Annotated in this window: 15 protein-coding genes; 9 read left to right on the plus strand and 6 right to left on the minus strand. The window is 68.1% G+C overall.

The genetic code is table 11. The features are described from left to right. The first annotated feature begins 160 nt into the window (after nt 1–160). From glyQ to HWW87_RS24285, 5 genes are read left to right on the plus strand one after another with little or no spacing between them, the layout of a single operon-like run. Nucleotides 161–1,165 carry a glycine--tRNA ligase subunit alpha gene (gene glyQ, locus HWW87_RS24265; protein WP_080681364.1) on the plus strand — a complete coding sequence of 335 codons (1,005 nt, stop codon included), beginning with the start codon at nt 161–163 and terminating at the stop codon, nt 1,163–1,165. Between the two features lie 22 nt (nt 1,166–1,187). Then, a complete protein-coding gene (glyS, locus tag HWW87_RS24270; protein ID WP_175822456.1) occupies nt 1,188–3,287 on the plus strand; it encodes a glycine--tRNA ligase subunit beta in 2,100 nt (699 codons plus the stop codon). Between the two features lie 10 nt (nt 3,288–3,297). Continuing rightward, complete coding sequence (gene gmhB / locus HWW87_RS24275) at nt 3,298–3,861, plus strand: D-glycero-beta-D-manno-heptose 1,7-bisphosphate 7-phosphatase (RefSeq protein WP_175822457.1); 564 nt, start codon at nt 3,298–3,300, stop codon at nt 3,859–3,861. Between the two features lie 43 nt (nt 3,862–3,904). Beyond that, on the plus strand, nt 3,905–4,669 hold the full coding sequence (locus HWW87_RS24280; RefSeq protein WP_174433593.1) for a lysophospholipid acyltransferase family protein: 765 nt from the start codon (nt 3,905–3,907) through the stop codon (nt 4,667–4,669). Nucleotides 4,670–4,714: 45 nt separating this feature from the next. Continuing rightward, complete coding sequence (locus tag HWW87_RS24285; protein WP_175822458.1) at nt 4,715–5,602, plus strand: SprT family zinc-dependent metalloprotease; 888 nt, start codon at nt 4,715–4,717, stop codon at nt 5,600–5,602. Between the two features lie 107 nt (nt 5,603–5,709). On the opposite strand, the gene gloA is transcribed toward HWW87_RS24285, so the two are convergent. Next, nucleotides 5,710–6,093, minus strand: coding sequence for a lactoylglutathione lyase (gloA, locus tag HWW87_RS24290; RefSeq protein ID WP_174388591.1), 384 nt, complete (start codon nt 6,091–6,093; stop codon nt 5,710–5,712). A gap of 362 nt (nt 6,094–6,455) precedes the next feature. Here gloA and HWW87_RS24295 point away from each other — a divergent pair, with 362 nt between their 5' ends. Further along, complete coding sequence (locus tag HWW87_RS24295) at nt 6,456–7,391, plus strand: DMT family transporter (protein ID WP_175822459.1); 936 nt, start codon at nt 6,456–6,458, stop codon at nt 7,389–7,391. 84 nt (nt 7,392–7,475) lie between these two features. Here the strand turns inward: HWW87_RS24295 and rsmA are convergent, their stop codons facing one another. From rsmA to HWW87_RS24315, 4 genes are read right to left on the minus strand one after another with little or no spacing between them, the layout of a single operon-like run. After that, entirely contained in the window at nt 7,476–8,303 is an 828-nt protein-coding gene (gene rsmA, locus HWW87_RS24300) for a 16S rRNA (adenine(1518)-N(6)/adenine(1519)-N(6))-dimethyltransferase RsmA (protein WP_175822460.1), read from the minus strand. Between the two features lie 48 nt (nt 8,304–8,351). Beyond that, on the minus strand, nt 8,352–9,341 hold the full coding sequence (pdxA, locus tag HWW87_RS24305) for a 4-hydroxythreonine-4-phosphate dehydrogenase PdxA (protein ID WP_174433597.1): 990 nt from the start codon (nt 9,339–9,341) through the stop codon (nt 8,352–8,354). Nucleotides 9,342–9,352: 11 nt separating this feature from the next. After that, nucleotides 9,353–10,711 carry a peptidylprolyl isomerase gene (locus HWW87_RS24310; RefSeq protein ID WP_175822461.1) on the minus strand — a complete coding sequence of 453 codons (1,359 nt, stop codon included), beginning with the start codon at nt 10,709–10,711 and terminating at the stop codon, nt 9,353–9,355. A 51-nt stretch (nt 10,712–10,762) separates the two neighbouring features. Beyond that, complete coding sequence (locus HWW87_RS24315; protein WP_175822462.1) at nt 10,763–13,123, minus strand: LPS-assembly protein LptD; 2,361 nt, start codon at nt 13,121–13,123, stop codon at nt 10,763–10,765. A 224-nt stretch (nt 13,124–13,347) separates the two neighbouring features. Here HWW87_RS24315 and HWW87_RS24320 point away from each other — a divergent pair, with 224 nt between their 5' ends. Together HWW87_RS24320 and murU are read left to right on the plus strand one after the other, a co-directional pair. Then, nucleotides 13,348–14,397, plus strand: a complete 1,050-nt coding sequence (locus HWW87_RS24320) for a phosphotransferase (protein WP_175822463.1) — start codon at nt 13,348–13,350, stop codon at nt 14,395–14,397. A gap of 22 nt (nt 14,398–14,419) precedes the next feature. Then, entirely contained in the window at nt 14,420–15,142 is a 723-nt protein-coding gene (murU, locus tag HWW87_RS24325; protein ID WP_175822464.1) for an N-acetylmuramate alpha-1-phosphate uridylyltransferase MurU, read from the plus strand. 215 nt (nt 15,143–15,357) lie between these two features. On the opposite strand, the gene HWW87_RS24330 is transcribed toward murU, so the two are convergent. After that, complete coding sequence (locus tag HWW87_RS24330; protein ID WP_175822465.1) at nt 15,358–17,229, minus strand: ABC transporter ATP-binding protein/permease; 1,872 nt, start codon at nt 17,227–17,229, stop codon at nt 15,358–15,360. Nucleotides 17,230–17,403: 174 nt separating this feature from the next. Here HWW87_RS24330 and HWW87_RS24335 point away from each other — a divergent pair, with 174 nt between their 5' ends. Further along, nucleotides 17,404–17,799 carry an acyl-CoA thioesterase gene (locus tag HWW87_RS24335; RefSeq protein ID WP_027785387.1) on the plus strand — a complete coding sequence of 132 codons (396 nt, stop codon included), beginning with the start codon at nt 17,404–17,406 and terminating at the stop codon, nt 17,797–17,799. Nucleotides 17,800–17,805 lie beyond the last annotated feature (6 nt).

Raw genomic sequence — 17,805 nt, forward strand, 5'->3', positions numbered from 1 at the left:
GCGGCGGTGCCCGCATCTGCCTTCCGGCCGCATCCGGCCGCCGATCCGGTAAAATTACGCGTTTCAGCACACTAACAAGCCGCGCCGCCGCGCGAGCCGACCCTCCGGGCCCGCCCGGAGCGCCGCCCGCAACGGAGCGCCAGCGCCACGAAGGCTCTTCATGCTTACGTTTCAGCAAATCATCCTGACGCTGCAGTCCTACTGGGACAAGCAGGGTTGCGCCCTGCTCCAGCCCATCGACATGGAAGTCGGCGCGGGCACGTCGCACGTCCACACGTTCCTGCGCGCGGTCGGCCCCGAGCCGTGGCGCGCCGCGTACGTGCAGCCGTCGCGCCGCCCGAAGGACGGCCGCTACGGCGAAAACCCGAACCGCCTGCAGCACTACTACCAGTACCAGGTCGTGCTCAAGCCGGCGCCGGAAAACATCCTCGACCTGTACCTCGGCTCGCTCGCAGCGCTCGGCTTCGACCTGAAGCAGAACGACGTGCGCTTCGTCGAGGACGACTGGGAGAACCCGACGCTCGGCGCGTGGGGGCTCGGCTGGGAAGTGTGGCTGAACGGGATGGAAGTCACGCAGTTCACGTATTTCCAGGAAGTCGGCGGCCTCGAATGCAAGCCGGTGCTCGGCGAGATCACGTACGGCCTCGAGCGCCTCGCGATGTACCTGCAGAAGGTCGAGAACGTGTACGACCTCGTGTGGACCGAGTGGGAAGAGCAAGGCCCGAACGGCCCCGAGCTGCGCCGCCTGTCGTATGGCGACGTGTACCACCAGAACGAGGTCGAGCAGTCGACCTACAACTTCGAGCACGCGAACGTCGACCTGCTGTTCACGTTCTTCAACAGCTACGAAGCGGAAGCGAAGAAGATGATCGACGCGCAGCTCGCGCTGCCCGCGTACGAACTCGTGCTGAAGGCCGGCCACACGTTCAACCTGCTCGACGCGCGCGGCGCGATCTCGGTCACCGAGCGGGCAGCGTACATCGGCCGCATCCGCGCGCTGTCGCGTCTCGTCGCGCAGGCTTACTACGACTCGCGCGAGAAGCTCGGCTTCCCGATGCTCGGCAACCCGCCGGGCGTGCCGGGCCTCACCACCGACGCCCAGGACGCCGCGCAACCGGCATGGGCGCCGCCGCTCAAGGTCGAACGCAAGATCGATCAGGACTGACGAGACGAGATTCATTCCAACCATGACGCATAATCATCCCGCCCCCCTGCTCGTCGAACTGCTGACCGAAGAGCTGCCGCCGAAGGCCCTCGCGCGCCTCGGCGACGCATTCGCCGAAGGTCTCGCGCAACGCCTCGCGGCGCGCGACCTCGTCGAAGGCGAACTCGTGTTCGAACGCTACGCCACGCCGCGCCGCCTCGCGGTCGTCGTGCAGAACGTACGCGCGGTCGCGCCTGACAAACAGGTCCGCGAAAAGGTCCTGCCCGTGTCGGTCGCGCTCGACGCCGAAGGCAAGCCGACGGCCCCGCTCGCGAAGAAGCTCGCGGCGCTCGGCCACCCGAACGCGTCGATCGCCGATCTCGAGCGCGCGCAGGACGGCAAGGCCGAAGCGTTCTTCATCAACTATTCGGCGGCCGGCGCCACGCTCGCCGACGGCCTGCAGGCCGCACTCGACGAAGCGCTCGCGAAGCTGCCGATCCCGAAATTCATGACGTACCAGCGCCCGGATGGCTCGGACGTGAAGTTCGTGCGCCCGGTGCATCGCCTGACGGTGCTGCACGACGACCGCGTCGTGCCCGTCACCGCATTCGGCGTCGACGCCGGCGATACCACGCTCGGCCACCGCTTCCTGTCCGACGGCCTCGTCGCGATCCAGCATGCCCGCGCGTACGCCGACACGCTGCGCGACAAGGGCCGCGTGATCGCGCACTTCGCCGATCGCCGCGAAACGATCCGCACGCAACTGAACGAACATGCGAACGGCGACACGGTCGTGATGCCCGAATCGCTGCTCGACGAAGTGACGTCGCTGGTCGAATGGCCCGTGGTCTACCCGTGCCGCTTCGAGGACGAATTCCTGCAGGTGCCGCAGGAATGCCTGATCCTCACGATGCAGACGAACCAGAAGTATTTCGCGCTGACCGACGTCGCCGGCAAGCTGCGCTCGCGCTTCCTGATCGTGTCGAACATCGAGACGAAGACGCCGGGCGAGATCATCGAAGGCAACGAGCGCGTCGTGCGCCCGCGTCTCGCCGATGCGAAGTTCTTCTTCGAGCAGGACAAGAAGAAGCCGCTCGCCGAGCGCGTGCCGCAGCTCGCGAACGTCGTCTATCACAACAAGCTCGGTTCGGCGCTCGCACGCGTCGAGCGCCTCGAGGCGCTGGCCGGCGAAATCGCCCCGGCGATCGGCGCCGACACCGCGCACGCGAAGCGCGCCGCACGTCTCGCGAAGGCCGACCTGCTGACCGACATGGTCGGCGAGTTCCCGGAACTGCAGGGCACGATGGGCACGTACTACGCGCGCCACGACGGCGAAGCCGACGACGTCGCGCTCGCCTGCGCCGAGCACTACCAGCCGCGCTTCTCCGGCGACGCGCTGCCGACCACGCCGGTCTCGACCGCCGTCGCGCTCGCCGACAAGCTCGAAACGATCGTCGGCATCTGGGGCATCGGCCTCGCGCCGACCGGCGAGAAGGATCCGTTCGCGCTGCGCCGCCACGCGCTCGGCGTGCTGCGCCTGCTGCTCGAAAAGCAGCTGCCGCTCGACCTCGTCGCGCTGCTGCGCACGGCCTACGCACGCTTCGACGGCGTGCCGGGCGTCGCCGAATCGACCGACGCCATCTTCGCGTTCTTCATGGATCGCCTGCGCGGCCTGCTGCGCGAGCGCGGCTATTCGGCCGGCGAAATCGACGCGGTGCTGAGCCTGAACCCGACGCGCATCGACGATCTCGTCGCGCGCCTCGACGCGGTGCGCGAATTCACGCGCCTCGCGGAAGCCGAAGCGCTGGCGGCCGCGAACAAGCGGATCTCGAACATCCTGAAGAAGTCGGAAGGCGTCGCGAACGGCGCGGTGCAGCCGGCGCTGCTCGTCGAGGCCGCCGAGAAGGCGCTGCACGAACAGCTCGCGGCCGTCACGCCGCACGTGCAGTCGCAGCTCGAGGCGCGGGCGTACACGGGCGCGCTGTCGGCGCTCGCCGCGCTGCGCGCGCCGGTCGACACGTTCTTCAACGACGTGATGGTCAACGCGGAAGATCCGGCACTGCGCGCGAACCGTCTCGCGCTGCTGTCCGCGCTGCACCAGCAGATGAACTGCGTCGCCGACATCTCGAAGCTCGCCGCATAAGGGCCGCACGATGCCGATCAGCCCCAACCGAAAGCTCGTCGTCCTCGACCGGGACGGCGTGATCAACGTCGATTCGGATGCGTTCATCAAGACGCCCGACGAATGGACCGCGCTGCCCGGCAGCTTCGAGGCGATCGCCCGGCTCAACCACGCGGGCTACCGCGTGGTCGTCGCGACCAACCAGTCCGGCATCGGTCGCGGGCTGTTCGACATGGCCGCGCTCAACGAGATGCACCTGAAAATGCATCGCGCGGCGGCCGCGGTCGGCGCGCGCATCGACGCGGTGTTCTTCTGCCCGCACACGGCCGAGGATCACTGCGACTGCCGCAAGCCGAAACCCGGCATGATGCAGATGATCGCCGAGCGCTTCGAGATCGATCCCGCTCACACGCCGGTCGTCGGCGATTCGCTGCGCGACCTGCAGGCCGGCGTCGCGGTCGGCTTCCAGCCGCACCTCGTGCTGACCGGCAAGGGCAAGAAGACGCTCGCCGCGGGCAATCTGCCGCCCGGCACGACGGTCCACGACGACCTGCGCGCGTTCGCGCTCGACTTTCTTTCACACGAACACGAGTGATGCGGCTGCCGCGCGCATCCTCCCCAACGACAGACTCACGCCGATGCGCTTCGTCCGCTCCCTGCTGCTGCTGATCTACTTCATCCTGTACACGGTGCCGTACGCCACCGCGTGCTTCATCGCGTTCCCGTTCATGCGCCCCGACGCGCGCTACTGGATGGCGGCCGGCTGGTGCAAGTCGACGCTGTGGGTCGTGCGCTGGCTGAACGGCATCCGCTACCGGATCGAAGGGTTCGAGAACCTGCCCGACGGCCCGGCCGTGCTGCTGTCGAAGCACCAGTCCGCGTGGGAGACGCTCGCGTTTCCGGCGCTGATGCCCAAGCCGCTCTGCTACGTGTTCAAGCGCGAGCTGCTGTACGTGCCGTTCTTCGGCTGGGCGCTCGGGCTGCTGCACATGGTCAACATCAACCGCAAGGAAGGCAAGAACGCGTTCACCTCGGTGATCCGCCAAGGCAAGAAGCGCCTGTCGGAAGGCGCATGGATGATCATGTTCCCCGAAGGCACGCGCACGCCGGTCGGCAAGCAGGGCAAGTACAAGACGGGCGGCGCGCGCTTCGCGATCGAAACCGGCGCGCCGGTCGTGCCGATCGCGCACAATGCAGGTCGGGTGTGGCCGCGCAACTCGTTCACGAAATTCCCGGGTGTCATCACCGTGTCGATCGGCAAGCCGATTCCCGTCGAAGGGAAGACGCCCGACGTATTGAACTCGCAGGTCGAAGCCTGGATCGAAGCGGAAATGCGCCGCATCGATCCCGATGCGTATCGTCAGGCGGGCAACACCGGCACCCGCGATGCCGCGCGCGCCTGAAGCCCCGGATTGCAGCCGTTGCGTACGACAAAAAGAAGCGAACTGATGAAACAGCGTCCGCGGCCACGGCCTGCCGTCGTGGCCCTCGATCATCGACAGATGGATCTGCCGCTCTTCGACGGGCCGGCCGCGGCGCCGTCGGCGCCTGCCGCCCCGCCGGCGCCGCCCGAAGCCGCCCCCGCCGCGCCGCTCGATCCGGGCCCGGCCCCCGACCGCTCGCGCGTGCGCACGTTCGCGCTCGACAGCCGCGTGCTCGAATACCGGCTGAAGCGCTCGGCGCGCCGCACGATCGGCTTCACGATCGACGGCAGCGGGCTGTCGATCACCGCACCGCGCTGGGTCACGCTCGCCGACATCGAAGCGGCGATCGCCGAGAAGCAACGCTGGATCTTCGCGAAGCTCACGGAGTGGAAGACGCGCACCGAGCAGCGCGCACTGCCGCAGATCGACTGGCGCGACGGTGCGCAGCTGCCGTATCTCGGCAAGACGGTGACGATCGCGCTCGGCGCGGGCGCCGTCGCCTTCGACGCCGATGCGCTGCGGCTGTCACTGCCGCTGCCCGTGCAGGCCGACATGCAGCAGATCAAGGATCGCGTGCAGGGCTGGCTGCAAGGCGAAGCGAAACGCATCTTCGGCGAACGCCTCGTGGTCTACGCGGAAAAGCTCGGCGTCACGTATTCGATGTATGCGCTGTCGTCGGCCGCGACGCGTTGGGGCAGTTGCTCGAGCGACGGCAAGATCCGCCTGAACTGGCGGCTGATCCATTTCCCGATGTCGATCATCGACTACGTCGTCGCGCACGAGTTGTCGCACCTGCGCGAAATGAACCACAGCCCGGCCTTCTGGCAGACCGTCGAATCGATCTTCCCCGAGTTCCGCGAAGCGCGGCACACGCTCAAGCATCACCCGCCCGAGCTGCTGCCATCGCTGTAACGACGTTGGTCACGACGTAAACGCCAAACGGGCGATGCGGATCACGCCGCATCGCCCGTTTTCGTTGCCCGCGACGCGCAACGCGCCGCGAACCGCTCATCCGGCGCTTACTTCTTCTGGATGAACTCGATCTTGTAGCCGTCCGGATCCTCGACGAACGCGATCACGGTCGTGCCGTGCTTCATCGGGCCCGCCTCGCGCGTGACCTTGCCGCCTTGCGCCTTGATCTTGTCGCAGGCCGCGTACGCATCGTCGACCGCCACCGCCAGATGGCCGAAGCCGTTGCCGAGATCGTAGGACGGCGTCTCCCAGTTATGGGTCAGCTCGATCACGGTGCCCGTGCTCTCGTCTTCATAGCCGACGAACGCGAGCGTGAACTTGCCTTCCGGATAATCCTCGCGACGCAGCAGCTTCATGCCGAGCAATTCGGTGTAGAACTTGATCGAGCGGTCGAGATCGCCGACTCGCAGCATCGTATGCAGCAAACGCATGTGTTGTACTCCTGTGGGGACTTTCCAGAGCCGAGAATTCTACCGGAGTCGGGTGAATCTCGCCGGGCACCTAACCGGGGACGCCTAGCCGGGGGCGCGCGGCCGATGCGGCGCATCGGTTGACCCCTCGCGAGCACGAGCGCCGCGGCGGAAAACGGCACGATCCGGTTCGCCCGGCCACCGCGCCGATCGGGTAACATCCTTCCACTTCGCACCAAAAGCGGGCATGCGTGCCGCCGCCCGACCGTGACCACCACTCTTCCTTGCCGCCACACTGCCGTGCGAAACCGCCAATTCGAGCGCGCCGAACGCGCCGCCCGCCTGACCTCGCTGCCGCCGTACCGCACCCGCGAGGTGCGCCAATGACCGCGCTTGCCGCCGCCCCGGTGCGCCGCGCACTCGATACGCGCGCCGTAGGCCTGATGCTGCTGCTGTGCGCGATCTGGGGCTTCCAGCAGGTCGCGATCAAGAGCACGAACGCCGCGATCGCGCCGATGTTCCAGGCCGGGCTGCGCTCGGTAATCGCCGCGATGCTGCTATGGGGCTGGGCCCGCACGCGCGGCACGCCGCTGTTCCAAGCGGACGGCACGTTCGGCGCGGGGCTCGCGGCCGGTGCGCTGTTCGCCGGCGAATTCATCTGCGTGTTCTTCGGGCTCACGCTGACGAGCGCGTCGCACATGGCGATCTTCCTGTACACGGCGCCGTGCTTCACCGCGCTCGGCCTGCACCTGTTCGCGCCGGGCGAGCGGCTGCAGCGCACGCAATGGGCCGGCGTCGGCCTCGCATTCGCCGGCATCGCGCTCGCGTTCGCGGACGGCTTCCTGAAGCCGCGCGCGCCCGGCGCGTCCGTGCTGGCCGGGCTCGCCGGCGACGCGCTCGGGATCCTCGGCGGCGCGATGTGGGCCGCGACGACGGTCGTCGTGCGCTCGACGGCGCTCGCGCGGGCCAGCGCGAGCAAGACGCTGTTCTACCAGCTCGCGGTATCGGCGGTCGTACTGGTCGGGCTCGCCGCGCTGTGCGGCCAGATGTCGTTCGTGCAGGTCACGCCGGTCGCGCTCGTGAGCCTCGCGTACCAGTCGGTGATCGTCGCGTTCGTCAGCTACCTGTCGTGGTTCTGGCTGCTGACGCGCTACAGCGCATCCCGGCTGTCCGTCTTCACGTTCCTGTCGCCGCTGTTCGGCGTCGCGTTCGGCGTGCTGCTGCTCGGCGAAACGGTCGGCTGGCGCTTCATGTCCGCGGCCGCGCTCGTGCTGACCGGCATCGCGCTCGTCAACGCGCCGCCGCGCCGGCGGATATGACGACCGGCGCAAGACGCGCGGGCAATAAAAAAGCTGCCGGTCAGGCAGCCTCTTCGATACAGCCGATGGCTCGCGCCACGCGCGTCATCCGGCCTTGCGCCGCGCCGCAAGCGTCTGTGCGACGCCGACGTATTCGGCCACGCTCACGTCCTCCGCCCGGCGCGCGAGATCGAAGCCGAGCGCATCGAAATCGATCGTCTCGCGGTACTCGCCGAGCGTATTGCGCAGCATCTTGCGGCGCTGCGAGAACGCGGCGGTGACGACTTCGCCGAGCAGCACCGGATCGACGTCCGGCAGTTCGTGCGGCTCGTACGGAATCATCCGGACGATCGCCGAATCGACCTTCGGCGGCGGCTGGAACGATTCCGGCGGCACGTCGAGCATCTTTTCCATCACGTAGCGGTACTGCAGCATCACCGACAGCCGCGAGAACGCCTTGGTGCCCGGCTCCGCGACCATCCGCTCGACGACTTCGTTCTGCAGCATGAAATGCTGATCGATGACCGCATCGGCGAACGTCATCAGGTGAAACAGCAGCGGGCTGGAAATGTTGTACGGCAGGTTGCCGACGATCCGCAGCGACGGCTTGTCGCCGGGCGCCGCGAGCGAACGGAAGTCGAACGCGAGCGCGTCGCCCGCGTGCAGTTCCAGCAGCGCGCCGAAGCGTTGCTGCAGGCGCCCGATCAGGTCGCGATCGAGCTCGACCGCGTGCAGCGGCGACTCGGGCGTCGCAAGGCGCTCGATCAGCGGCCCGGTCAGTGCGCCGAGCCCGGGGCCGATCTCGACCATCCGCTGGCCGCGCGCGGGGCCGATCGTCGCGACGATCGAGTCGATCACGCCGTGATCGACGAGGAAGTTCTGCCCGAAGCGCTTGCGCGCGAAATGGCCTTGGTGCTGTCTGCTGTTCGACATCGACTGAGTAAAACGAAAAATACGACGAATGGGGTAAAACCGGCAGCGTCAGGCTGCGCGGCGATGGCGCGCCATCGTGACGGCCGTATCGAGCGCGGCGATCATGCTGCCCGGATCCGCGCGGCCCGTGCCGGCCAGATCGAGCGCGGTGCCGTGATCGACCGACGTGCGGATGATCGGCAGCCCGAGCGTCACGTTGATGCCCTCGCCGAACGTCGCGTACTTCAGCACGGGCAAGCCCTGGTCATGGAACATCGCGAGCACGCAGTCGGCATCGGCCAGATGGCGCGGCTGGAACAGCGTGTCGGCCGGATACGGGCCGCGCGCGTCGATGCGTTGCGCGTTCGCGCGGGCCAGCGCCGGCGAGATCACGTCGATCTCCTCGCGGCCGAGATAACCGTTCTCGCCCGCATGCGGGTTCAGGCCCGTCACGAGGATGCGCGGCGCGGCGAGACCGAAGTCGCGCCGCAGGTCGCGATCGATGATCGCGAGCGTCTCGACGAGCCCGTCGATCGTCAGCGCGGCCGATACGTCCTTCAGCGGCAGGTGCGTGGTGGCGAGCGCGACGCGCAGCGGCCGGTCGCCGGTGCCCGCCAGCATCATCACGACGCGCGGCGTATGCGTGCGTTCGGCCAGGTATTCGGTATGGCCGGTGAACGGCACGCCCGCATCGTTGATCGTGCTTTTCTGCAGCGGCGCGGTGACGATCGCGTCGTACCGGCCAGCCAGCGCGCCGTCGATCGCCGCGTCCAGCAGGCCGAGCACGTAGCGGCCGTTCGCCGCGTCCAGCTTGCCCGCCTGCGCGGGCACGGCCAGCGCATGATGCGCGACCGACACCTGCGCACCGCCGGCCAGCGTGGCCGGGTCGGCACCGACCGCCGCCGCCCGCGCATCGAGCAGCGCTGCATCGCCGAGCACGGTGAAATGCGCGTCGGGCCAGCGCTGCGCGGCGTCACGCAGCGCCTGCACGGTCAGCTCCGGGCCGACCCCCGCGGGTTCGCCGGTCGTGATCGCGATCTGCAGCGCGGGCGTGGTCATCCGATGCTCGCTCAGTTCGCCGGGCCGACGCCGCCGATCTTGTACTGCACGTACGACGAATCGCGCAGCTCGCGCAGCCAGTCGGCATACGCCTGTTCGGCCTTGCGCTGGCCGATCGCCTGACGGGCGATGTCCATCTGCTGCTGCACCGAGCCTTCCGCTTCGCGGCGATTCAGCACCTGGATCAGGTGGTAGCCGTACTCGGTACGAATCGGCTGGCTGATCTGGCCGTCCTGCAGGTTGTTCATCGCGCGCTCGAATTCCGGCACGGTCTCGCCCGGGCTGATCCAGCCGAGATCGCCGCCCTGCGACGCCGAACCGTCCTGCGAGTAGGTGCGCGCGAACTTCGCGAAATCGCCGCCGGCCGCGACCTGGTTGCGGATGTCGACCAGTTGCTGGCGCGCCTGGCCTTCCGACTTGCCTTCGCCGACGCGCAGCAGGATGTGGCGCACGTGCGTCTGGACGATCTTCGGTGCCGCGGCGGTTGCGCCCTGGCTCTGGCGGCGATCGACGAGGCGCACGATCTCGAAGCCGTCCGGCACGCGGATCAGCGTCGGGTTGACCTGGCCCGGGCGCAGCTTCGACGCGGCGTCGACGACGTCGGGCGGCAACGCGCTCGGCGCCTTGAAGCCGAGATCGCCGCCCTTCTTCGCGTCGTTCGCTTCGGAGTTGTTCTTCGCGAGCCGCTCGAAATCGGCGCCCGACTTCGCCTGCTGCAGCAGCGCGTCGGCCTTCTTCTGCGCGGCCTCGATATCGGCCTGCGGCGCGTTGGTGGGCGCCTTGATGAAGATGTGCTGGAAGCGCAGGTCCTGCTGCTGCGACGCGTTCGGCCCGCGCTGGCTCGCGATGTAGTTCGCGACCTCGGCGTCCGACACCGTGATCTTGCCGTCGACCTCGCGCTCGCGCAGCTTCGACAGCATCAGCTCGGTGCGCGCGTCGTTCGTGAAGATGCTCCAGGGCACGCCCTGCGCCTCGAGACGCGCGCGGTACTGGTCGAGCGTCATCCCGTTCGCCTGCGCGAGACGCTGCAGCGTGGCCTGCACGGTCGCGTCGTCGATGCGGATCCCGTCGTCCTTGGCCTTCTGCACCTGGATACGTTCGAGCACCATCTGGTTCAGCACCTGCGCGCGCAGCTGGTCGGCCGGCGGCACCGGCGCGTTCTGCTGCTGCAGCCGGCGTGCGATCAGGCCCACGCGCTGGTCGAGTTCGCGGCCCGTGATCACGTCGTTGTTGACGACCGCGACGACTTCGTCGGCGAGCTGCGCACCTTGCGAACCGAGCGCCTGCGCCGCGGCCGGCGCGGCGGCGAGCAGCGCGGCGGACGCGGCGAGGCTGGACACGACTGCCGCGAAACGAAGGGTTTTCTTCATTGCCACTGAAACTCCATTGAAATCGTGCTGACCGGTGCAGACATGCCGGCGTTACTCGTAGTTGCTGAAGCGGGACATCGGCGGCGGCGGCGGCGGCAACGGCGTGTAGCCCGGCACCCCGGCGCGGAATGCGGACACGAGGCCGTTGTCGACGGTCGACAAGCCCTTGAGCGTCAGCTGCATCATGAATCGCGTCGACGAGTTCTGCTGTCCCGACGTATTGATGCCGTTCGCGGCCCGCTGCACCCCGACCCCGAGCGCCCAGCAATCCGCGTCGTATTGTAAGCCGACCAGACCGTCGACCACGCGATCTCCGGCGAGGTCGTAGTTGAAACGGCCGATCGCATACAGGCGGCGCGTGAGCGGCCATTGCGCGGACACCAGGAACTGGTTGATCGGCTGGTTGTCGAGCGTGGTGTTCGCGCGCGTATAGCGGTAGCCGACATTGATCACGCGGCGCTCGCCCGGGCTGTAGCCGAAACCGACGCTCGATTTCACGAGCTGGTTGTTGTTCTGGTTGTACTGGAACGCCGTCTCGGACATGAAGCCCGAACCGAGCTTCAGCGCGGCGCCGACGATCAGGTCCGAGTGGCGCGCCAGCACGGCGCTCTGCCCGGGGGTCAGCGTGACGCGCTGATCGGCGAAGTAGTACTGCTGCGCGATCACGAAGCGCGCGCGCTCGTCGCCGGTGCGCGGATCGATGAAGCGCGACGTGAGGCCGGCCGTGATCCGGTTCGCATCGGCGATCCGGTCGTTGCCGACGAACGTGTTCGGCTGGTAGATCTCCGCGAGGCCGAAGTCCGATTCCGCGGTGTCGAACAGCGGCGCGTTCGACTGATTGCGATACGGCGTGTACACGTAGTACAGGCGCGGCTCGAGGGTTTGAATGAAGTCCTGGCCGAACAGGCGCACCGAACGATCGAAGATCAGGCCCGAATCGAAGCTCACGGTCGGGATCGACTCGGTGAAGCGCTTCGGGCTGTTCGGCGTGGTCGACGACAGGTAGTTCAGGTCGTACGACGCGAAGTGGTACTGGACCTTCGGCACGGCGAAGTAGCCGGGACCGTATACGCCGTAAGAGATGTACGGGTTGAAGACGATCCGGTCGCCCTGGGTCGCATCGGCGGTCGTGATGCGGAACCGCGAATAGTCGGCTTCCGCGCCGAAGTCGAAGCCGCCGACGTTGTACTTCGTGTACTTCACGTTCAACTGCGGCTCGCGGCTGTACGGGGCGATCGACGGCGGCAGCGTCTGCCAGTGCTGGTAGCGCGCGAGCACCGACCACGGGCCGTTGTTGTACGTGAGGCCGGCCTCCTGCTGGTACAGCGTCTGCGTCCCGTTGATGAACTGGTTCGTCGACCCGAGGTCTTCGGGATACGTGTTGTCCGAGACCTTGTTGAAGTAGACGTAGCCGCCGAAGCCGCCGCCGAAGTTCTGCTGGTGCTGCCAGTAGATCGCGTAGCGGTTGCGGTGCGCGAGCCGGTCGTCCGGCAGGTAATTGGCCGTAAACGTGCCCGAATACGACGGCGACAGGTAGCGGAACGTCGCTTCGGTCATCACGCCGCGCCGCGAGATGATGCGCGGCGTGAGCGTCAGGTCGCGGTTCGGCGCGATGTTGAAGTAATACGGCAGCGACAGCTCGAAGCCGTTGTTCGAGTTCATCGAGAACGTCGGCGGCAGCAGGCCACTGCGCCGTTCGCCCGACAGCGGGAACGTCATCCACGGGCTCGCGAAGATCGGCACGCCCTGGAAGAACAGCACGCCGTTGCGCGCGGTGCCCTCGTCGGCGCCCGTATCGAAATCGAAGCGGCTGCCCTTGATGTACCACGCGGGGTCCGTCGAGCACTGGCACGCCGTATACGTGCCGTTGACGAACACCGAGCGCTCGTTGTCGACCATGTCGACGCGCTCCGCGCTGCCCGACCCGCCCGTCATGTTGAAGTGATACTTCGGCGCGGTCATGAAGCCCTGGCTCGCCTCGATCTTCAGGTGCGCCTCGGGGCCCGCGAACGACGTACCGCCATTGACCACCTTGACCTGGCCGTACGCATCGGCCATGTCGGTATCCTGATCGTAGTGGATCGCGTCGGCCTTCACGACGGCGTCGCCGCGCCGCAGCTCGGCGGAACCCTTCGCGGCGAGGTCCTGCTCGGCGGTGCCGCTCGTATGGTCGGCGATCACGAAGGCGGCCGGCTTCGCACCGTCCTTCAGCGGATGATCCTCGAGCTGGGGTGCGAGACGCAGATCCCACGGCGAGTCGAGCGGCTGCGGCTGCGCAGCCGCGCCCGACAGCTGCGCGTACGACACGGCCGGCACGAGGCCGGGCACGGCCAGGAGCGCGAGCGCGAGCCGCCGTTTGCGCGGCGCCCCGTCACCGGGGAAAACATTCGGGAATAGCGGTTTGGGCGGCATCTATCGTTTGGCGAATCGCCCCTTGTCAACCGCGCCTGCACGGCACCTTCGCGCGCGGCGGGCCGCGCCGTCGAGCCGCGACTGCGGCTCTTCGCAAACCGGGGAGGCGATCGGGCGGACGGCGCGACAGGCGGCGGGGCCTGCACGGCGGAAGCTGACGCGGGGCGCGTCAAAAAAGTCGTGGGGTATTATATGGCAAGACGTTCCCCCCTCCGCCGAGTTTCATGACGCCCCCATCCGCCGCATCCCAGCCCGACGCCCGCCTCGAAGCGCTCACCGCGTGGCTGCACCCGCTCGCCGGGCGCTACGCGCTCGATCTGTCGACCCTCGCGCCCGCGTCGTCGGACGCCAGTTTCCGCCGCTATTTCCGCGTCGCGTCGGCCACGAGCCCCGGCGGCACCCTGATCGCGGTCGATGCGCCGCCGCCCGAGAAGTGCCGCGAGTTCGTCCAGGTCGCGCAGCTGCTCGCCGCGGCCGGCGACCACGTGCCGGACGTGCTGGCCCACGATTTCGACGCAGGCTTCATGCTCGTGAGCGACCTCGGCCGCACGTCGTACATCTCGGTGCTCGATCCGGCCGACCCGGCCGCCGCGCGAGCGCTGATGCGCGACGCGCTCGACGCGCTGATCCGCTTCCAGCTCACGTCGAAGCCCGACGTGCTGCCGCCGTTCGACGAAGCGTTCCTGCGCCGCGAAATGGAGCTGCTGCCCGAATGGTTCGTCGGCCGCCACCTCGGCAAGCCGGTCACCGACGCGATGCGCGGCACGCTCGACCGCACGTTCGCGTTGCTGGTCGCGAGCGCGCACGCGCAGCCGCAAGGCTTCATGCTGCGCGACTTCATGCCGCGCAACCTGATGGTCTGCGAGCCGAACCCGGGCGTGCTCGATTTCCAGGACGCCGTGTACGGGCCGCTGACGTACGACGTCGTGTCGCTGCTGCGCGACGCGTTCATCAGTTGGGACGAGGAATTCGAGCTCGACTGCTTCGCGTACTACTGGGAGAAGGCGAAAAAGGCCGGCCTGCCGGTCGATCCCGACTTCGGCGAGTTCTACCGCCAGCTCGAATGGATGGGGCTGCAGCGCCATATCAAGATCCTCGGCCTGTTCGCGCGCATCAACTACCGCGACGGCAAGCCGCACTACCTGAACGACCTGCCGCGCTTCCTGACCTATGCACGCAAGGTCGCGCTGCGCTATCGCCCGCTCGTGCCGTTCGCGAAGCTGCTCGACGCGCTCGAGGGCACCGCGCCGGCCGACGTCGGCTATACGTTCTGACCGCCCTCACACCCAGTCGAACATGAGCACTACCCTGACCACGGCGATGATCTTCGCCGCCGGGCGCGGCGACCGGATGCGCCCGCTGACCGACACCCGCCCGAAGCCGCTGCTCGAAGCCGGCGGCAAGCCGCTGATCGTGTGGCAGATCGAGGCGCTCGCGCGTGCGGGCATCGACACGATCGTGATCAACCACGCATGGCTCGGCGAGCAGATCGAGGCCGCGCTCGGCGATGGTTCGCACTGGGGCGTACGGCTCGCGTATTCGGCCGAGGGCGAAGCGCTGGAAACCGCCGGCGGCATCGCGCAGGCGCTGCCGCTGCTCGAGCGCGACGGCCGGCCGACCGTGTTCGCGGCCGTCAGCGGCGACGTGTACTGCGCGTTCGACTACCGGACGCTCGCACCGCGCGCCGCCCGGATGGCCGCGCTCGACACGCCGGCGATGCACCTCGTGATGGTGCCGAACCCGCCGTTTCACCCGGCCGGCGACTTCGCGCTCGGCGACGACGGCCGTCTCGCGCTCGACGGCGCCGCGCGCTTCACGTTCGGCAACATCGGACTGTACGACACGCGGATGTTCCGCGACCTCGCGCCCGGCACGCGGCGCGCGCTGACGCCGTACTATCGCGCGGCGATCGAAGCCGGCCGCGCGAGCGGCGAACTGTACGAAGGCATCTGGGAAAACGTCGGCACGCCCGCGCAGCTCGGCGAACTCGACGCGCGGCTGCGCGCCGCCGCGGGCTGATCGTTTCGCGGCTGATTGCCGGTTCGCCGGTGCGGCGGCCGATGGGCTGACAGGCCGATGACGGCGCCCCGTCAACCGGCCGCGAACCGATCCGGAATCGAATGCCGGGAACGCCCCGCCGGCTCACCCGGCCGTGACGGCGCCACGCTGCATGCTGCCGGACAGCCGGCACACCGCCCGCCCCCGCCGCGCGCCGCGTTGCGCGACACCCGCGCTCACGCGGCCTCGGCCTCTTCCCCGCCGGCCGCCGCGCGCTGCTGCTGCAACGCCCACATCTGCGCATACAGCCCGTCGGCGCGCACGAGTTCGTCGTGCGTGCCGCGCTCGACGATCCGCCCGTGGTCCATCACGAGGATCTGCTGCGCGTGCACGACCGTCGACAACCGGTGTGCGATCACGAGCGTCGTGCGATGCCGCGCGATCTGGTCGAGTTCGTGCTGGATCGCGCGCTCCGAGCGCGAATCGAGCGCCGACGTCGCTTCGTCGAACAGCAGCACCGGCGGATCCTTCAGCAACGTGCGCGCGATCGCGACGCGCTGCTTCTCGCCGCCCGACAGCTTCAGCCCGCGCTCGCCGACCGGCGTGTCATAGCCCTTCGGCAAGCTTTCGATGAAGTCGTGGATGTGCGCGGCGCGCGCGGCCGCGACCACCTCGTCGCGGCTCGCCGTCGGCCGGCCGTACGCGATGTTGTAGTAGATCGAGTCGTTGAACAGCACGGTGTCCTGCGGCACGATCCCGATCGACGCGCGCAGCGATTCCTGCGTGACGTCGCGGATGTCCTGGCCGTCGATCCGGATCGCGCCGCCCGCCTGCCGGTCGAGATCGTAGAAGCGGAACAGCAGCCGCGACAGCGTCGATTTCCCCGAACCGCTGTGGCCGACCACCGCGGTCGTCGTGCCGGCATCGATCGTAAACGTCACGTCGTGCAGGATCTGCCGCGACGGCTCGTACGCGAAGTTCACGTGCTCGAAGCGCACCTGCGCGCCGGCCACCGCGAGCGGCGGCGCCTCGGGCCGGTCGGCCACTTCCTTCGGCGCCGACAGCAGCCCGAACATCCGGTCCATGTCGGTCAGGCTCTGCTTCAGCTCGCGATAGACGACGCCGAGGAAGTTCAGTGGAATGTACAGCTGCAGCATGAACGTGTTGATCAGCACGAGATCGCCGAGCGTCAGCTTGCCCGCGAGCACGCCCTGCGTCGCGCGCCACAGGATGAACACGAGCCCGGTGCCGATGATCGCCTGCTGGCCGAAGTTCAGCACCGACAGCGAATTCTGCGAGCGGATCGCGGCCTTCCGGTAGCGCTTCAGGTTCTCGTCGTAGCGCTGCGCCTCCCACTCCTCGTTGCCGAAGTACTTCACCGTCTCGTAGTTGATCAGCGAGTCGATCGCCCGCGAGTTCGCGCGCGAATCGAGCTCGTTCATCGTGCGGCGGAAGTGCGTGCGCCAGTTGGTGACCTTCACGGTGAACACGATGTACGTGACCAGCGCCGCGAACGTCACGTACGCGTAGTAGGCCTCGTACTTGACCACGAAGAAGCCGAGCACGAGCCCGACCTCGACGAGCGTCGGCAGGATGCTGTACAGCGAGTACGAAATCAGTTGCTGGATGCCGCGCGTGCCGCGCTCGATGTCGCGCGACATGCCGCCCGTCTGCCGCTCGAGATGGAACCGCAGCGACAGCCCGTGCAGGTGCCGGAACACCTGCAGCGCGAGCTGGCGCACCGCGCTCTCGGTGACCTTCGAGAACAGGATTTCGCGCAGTTCGGTAAACAGCGACGTCGACAGCCGCACGAACGCATACGCGACCACCAGCAGGCCGACGCCGCCCGCGAGCACGATGCCGGCCGACTGCTCGGCACGGCCGAGCGCGGTGAGCTGCTGCACGTAGGACAGATGGTCGACGATGCGCTTCATCACGACCGGCACGCCGAGGTTCGCGACCTTCGCGCCGATCAGGCAGCCGAGCGCGAGCGCGACGCGCCATTTGTAGGTGGTCAGGTACGGCAGCAGCGACCGGATGGTCTGCCAGTCGTTGCGAGGCCCGGTCGAAGCCGGCGCGGGCTCGCCGGAAGCGGGAAATCGGCGCATGGGGAAGGGTTATGCGGCGACACCGGACACGCGTATCGGCGGCCGGCTCGCGCGCTTTCTCGTACAATTTGCGAACGTTGTATTGTCGCAGAAGCCGCTTCGCGCCGCTGCCGGCGCCCTCGCCGGCCAGGCTGCGCGCGGCGGCCCATTTATTACAGGATGAAAGCCCCCGCCATGACCGATTCGACCCTCGATCTCCCGCAGAAGCAGCCCGCGCTGCGCGTCGTCCCGCAACCGCACGACGCGAACGTCCACGGCGACGTGTTCGGCGGCTGGATCATGTCGCAGGTCGACATCGCCGGCTCGATTCCCGCGAGCCAGCGTGCGAACGGCCGCGTCGCGACGGTCGCGGTCAACTCGTTCGTGTTCAAGCAGCCGGTATTCGTCGGCGATCTGCTGAGCTTCTACGCCACCATCATGCGCACCGGCAACACGTCGATCACGGTCGACGTCGAGGTGTACGCGCAGCGCATGCGCCTGATGGGCGAAGTCGTGAAAGTCACCGAAGCCACGCTCACCTACGTCGCGACCGGCTCGGACCGCAAGCCGCGGCAACTGCCGCCGCTCTGACGGGCA

Source organism: Burkholderia sp. BCC0419 (assembly GCF_902830285.1).
Lineage (GTDB): Bacteria > Pseudomonadota > Gammaproteobacteria > Burkholderiales > Burkholderiaceae > Burkholderia.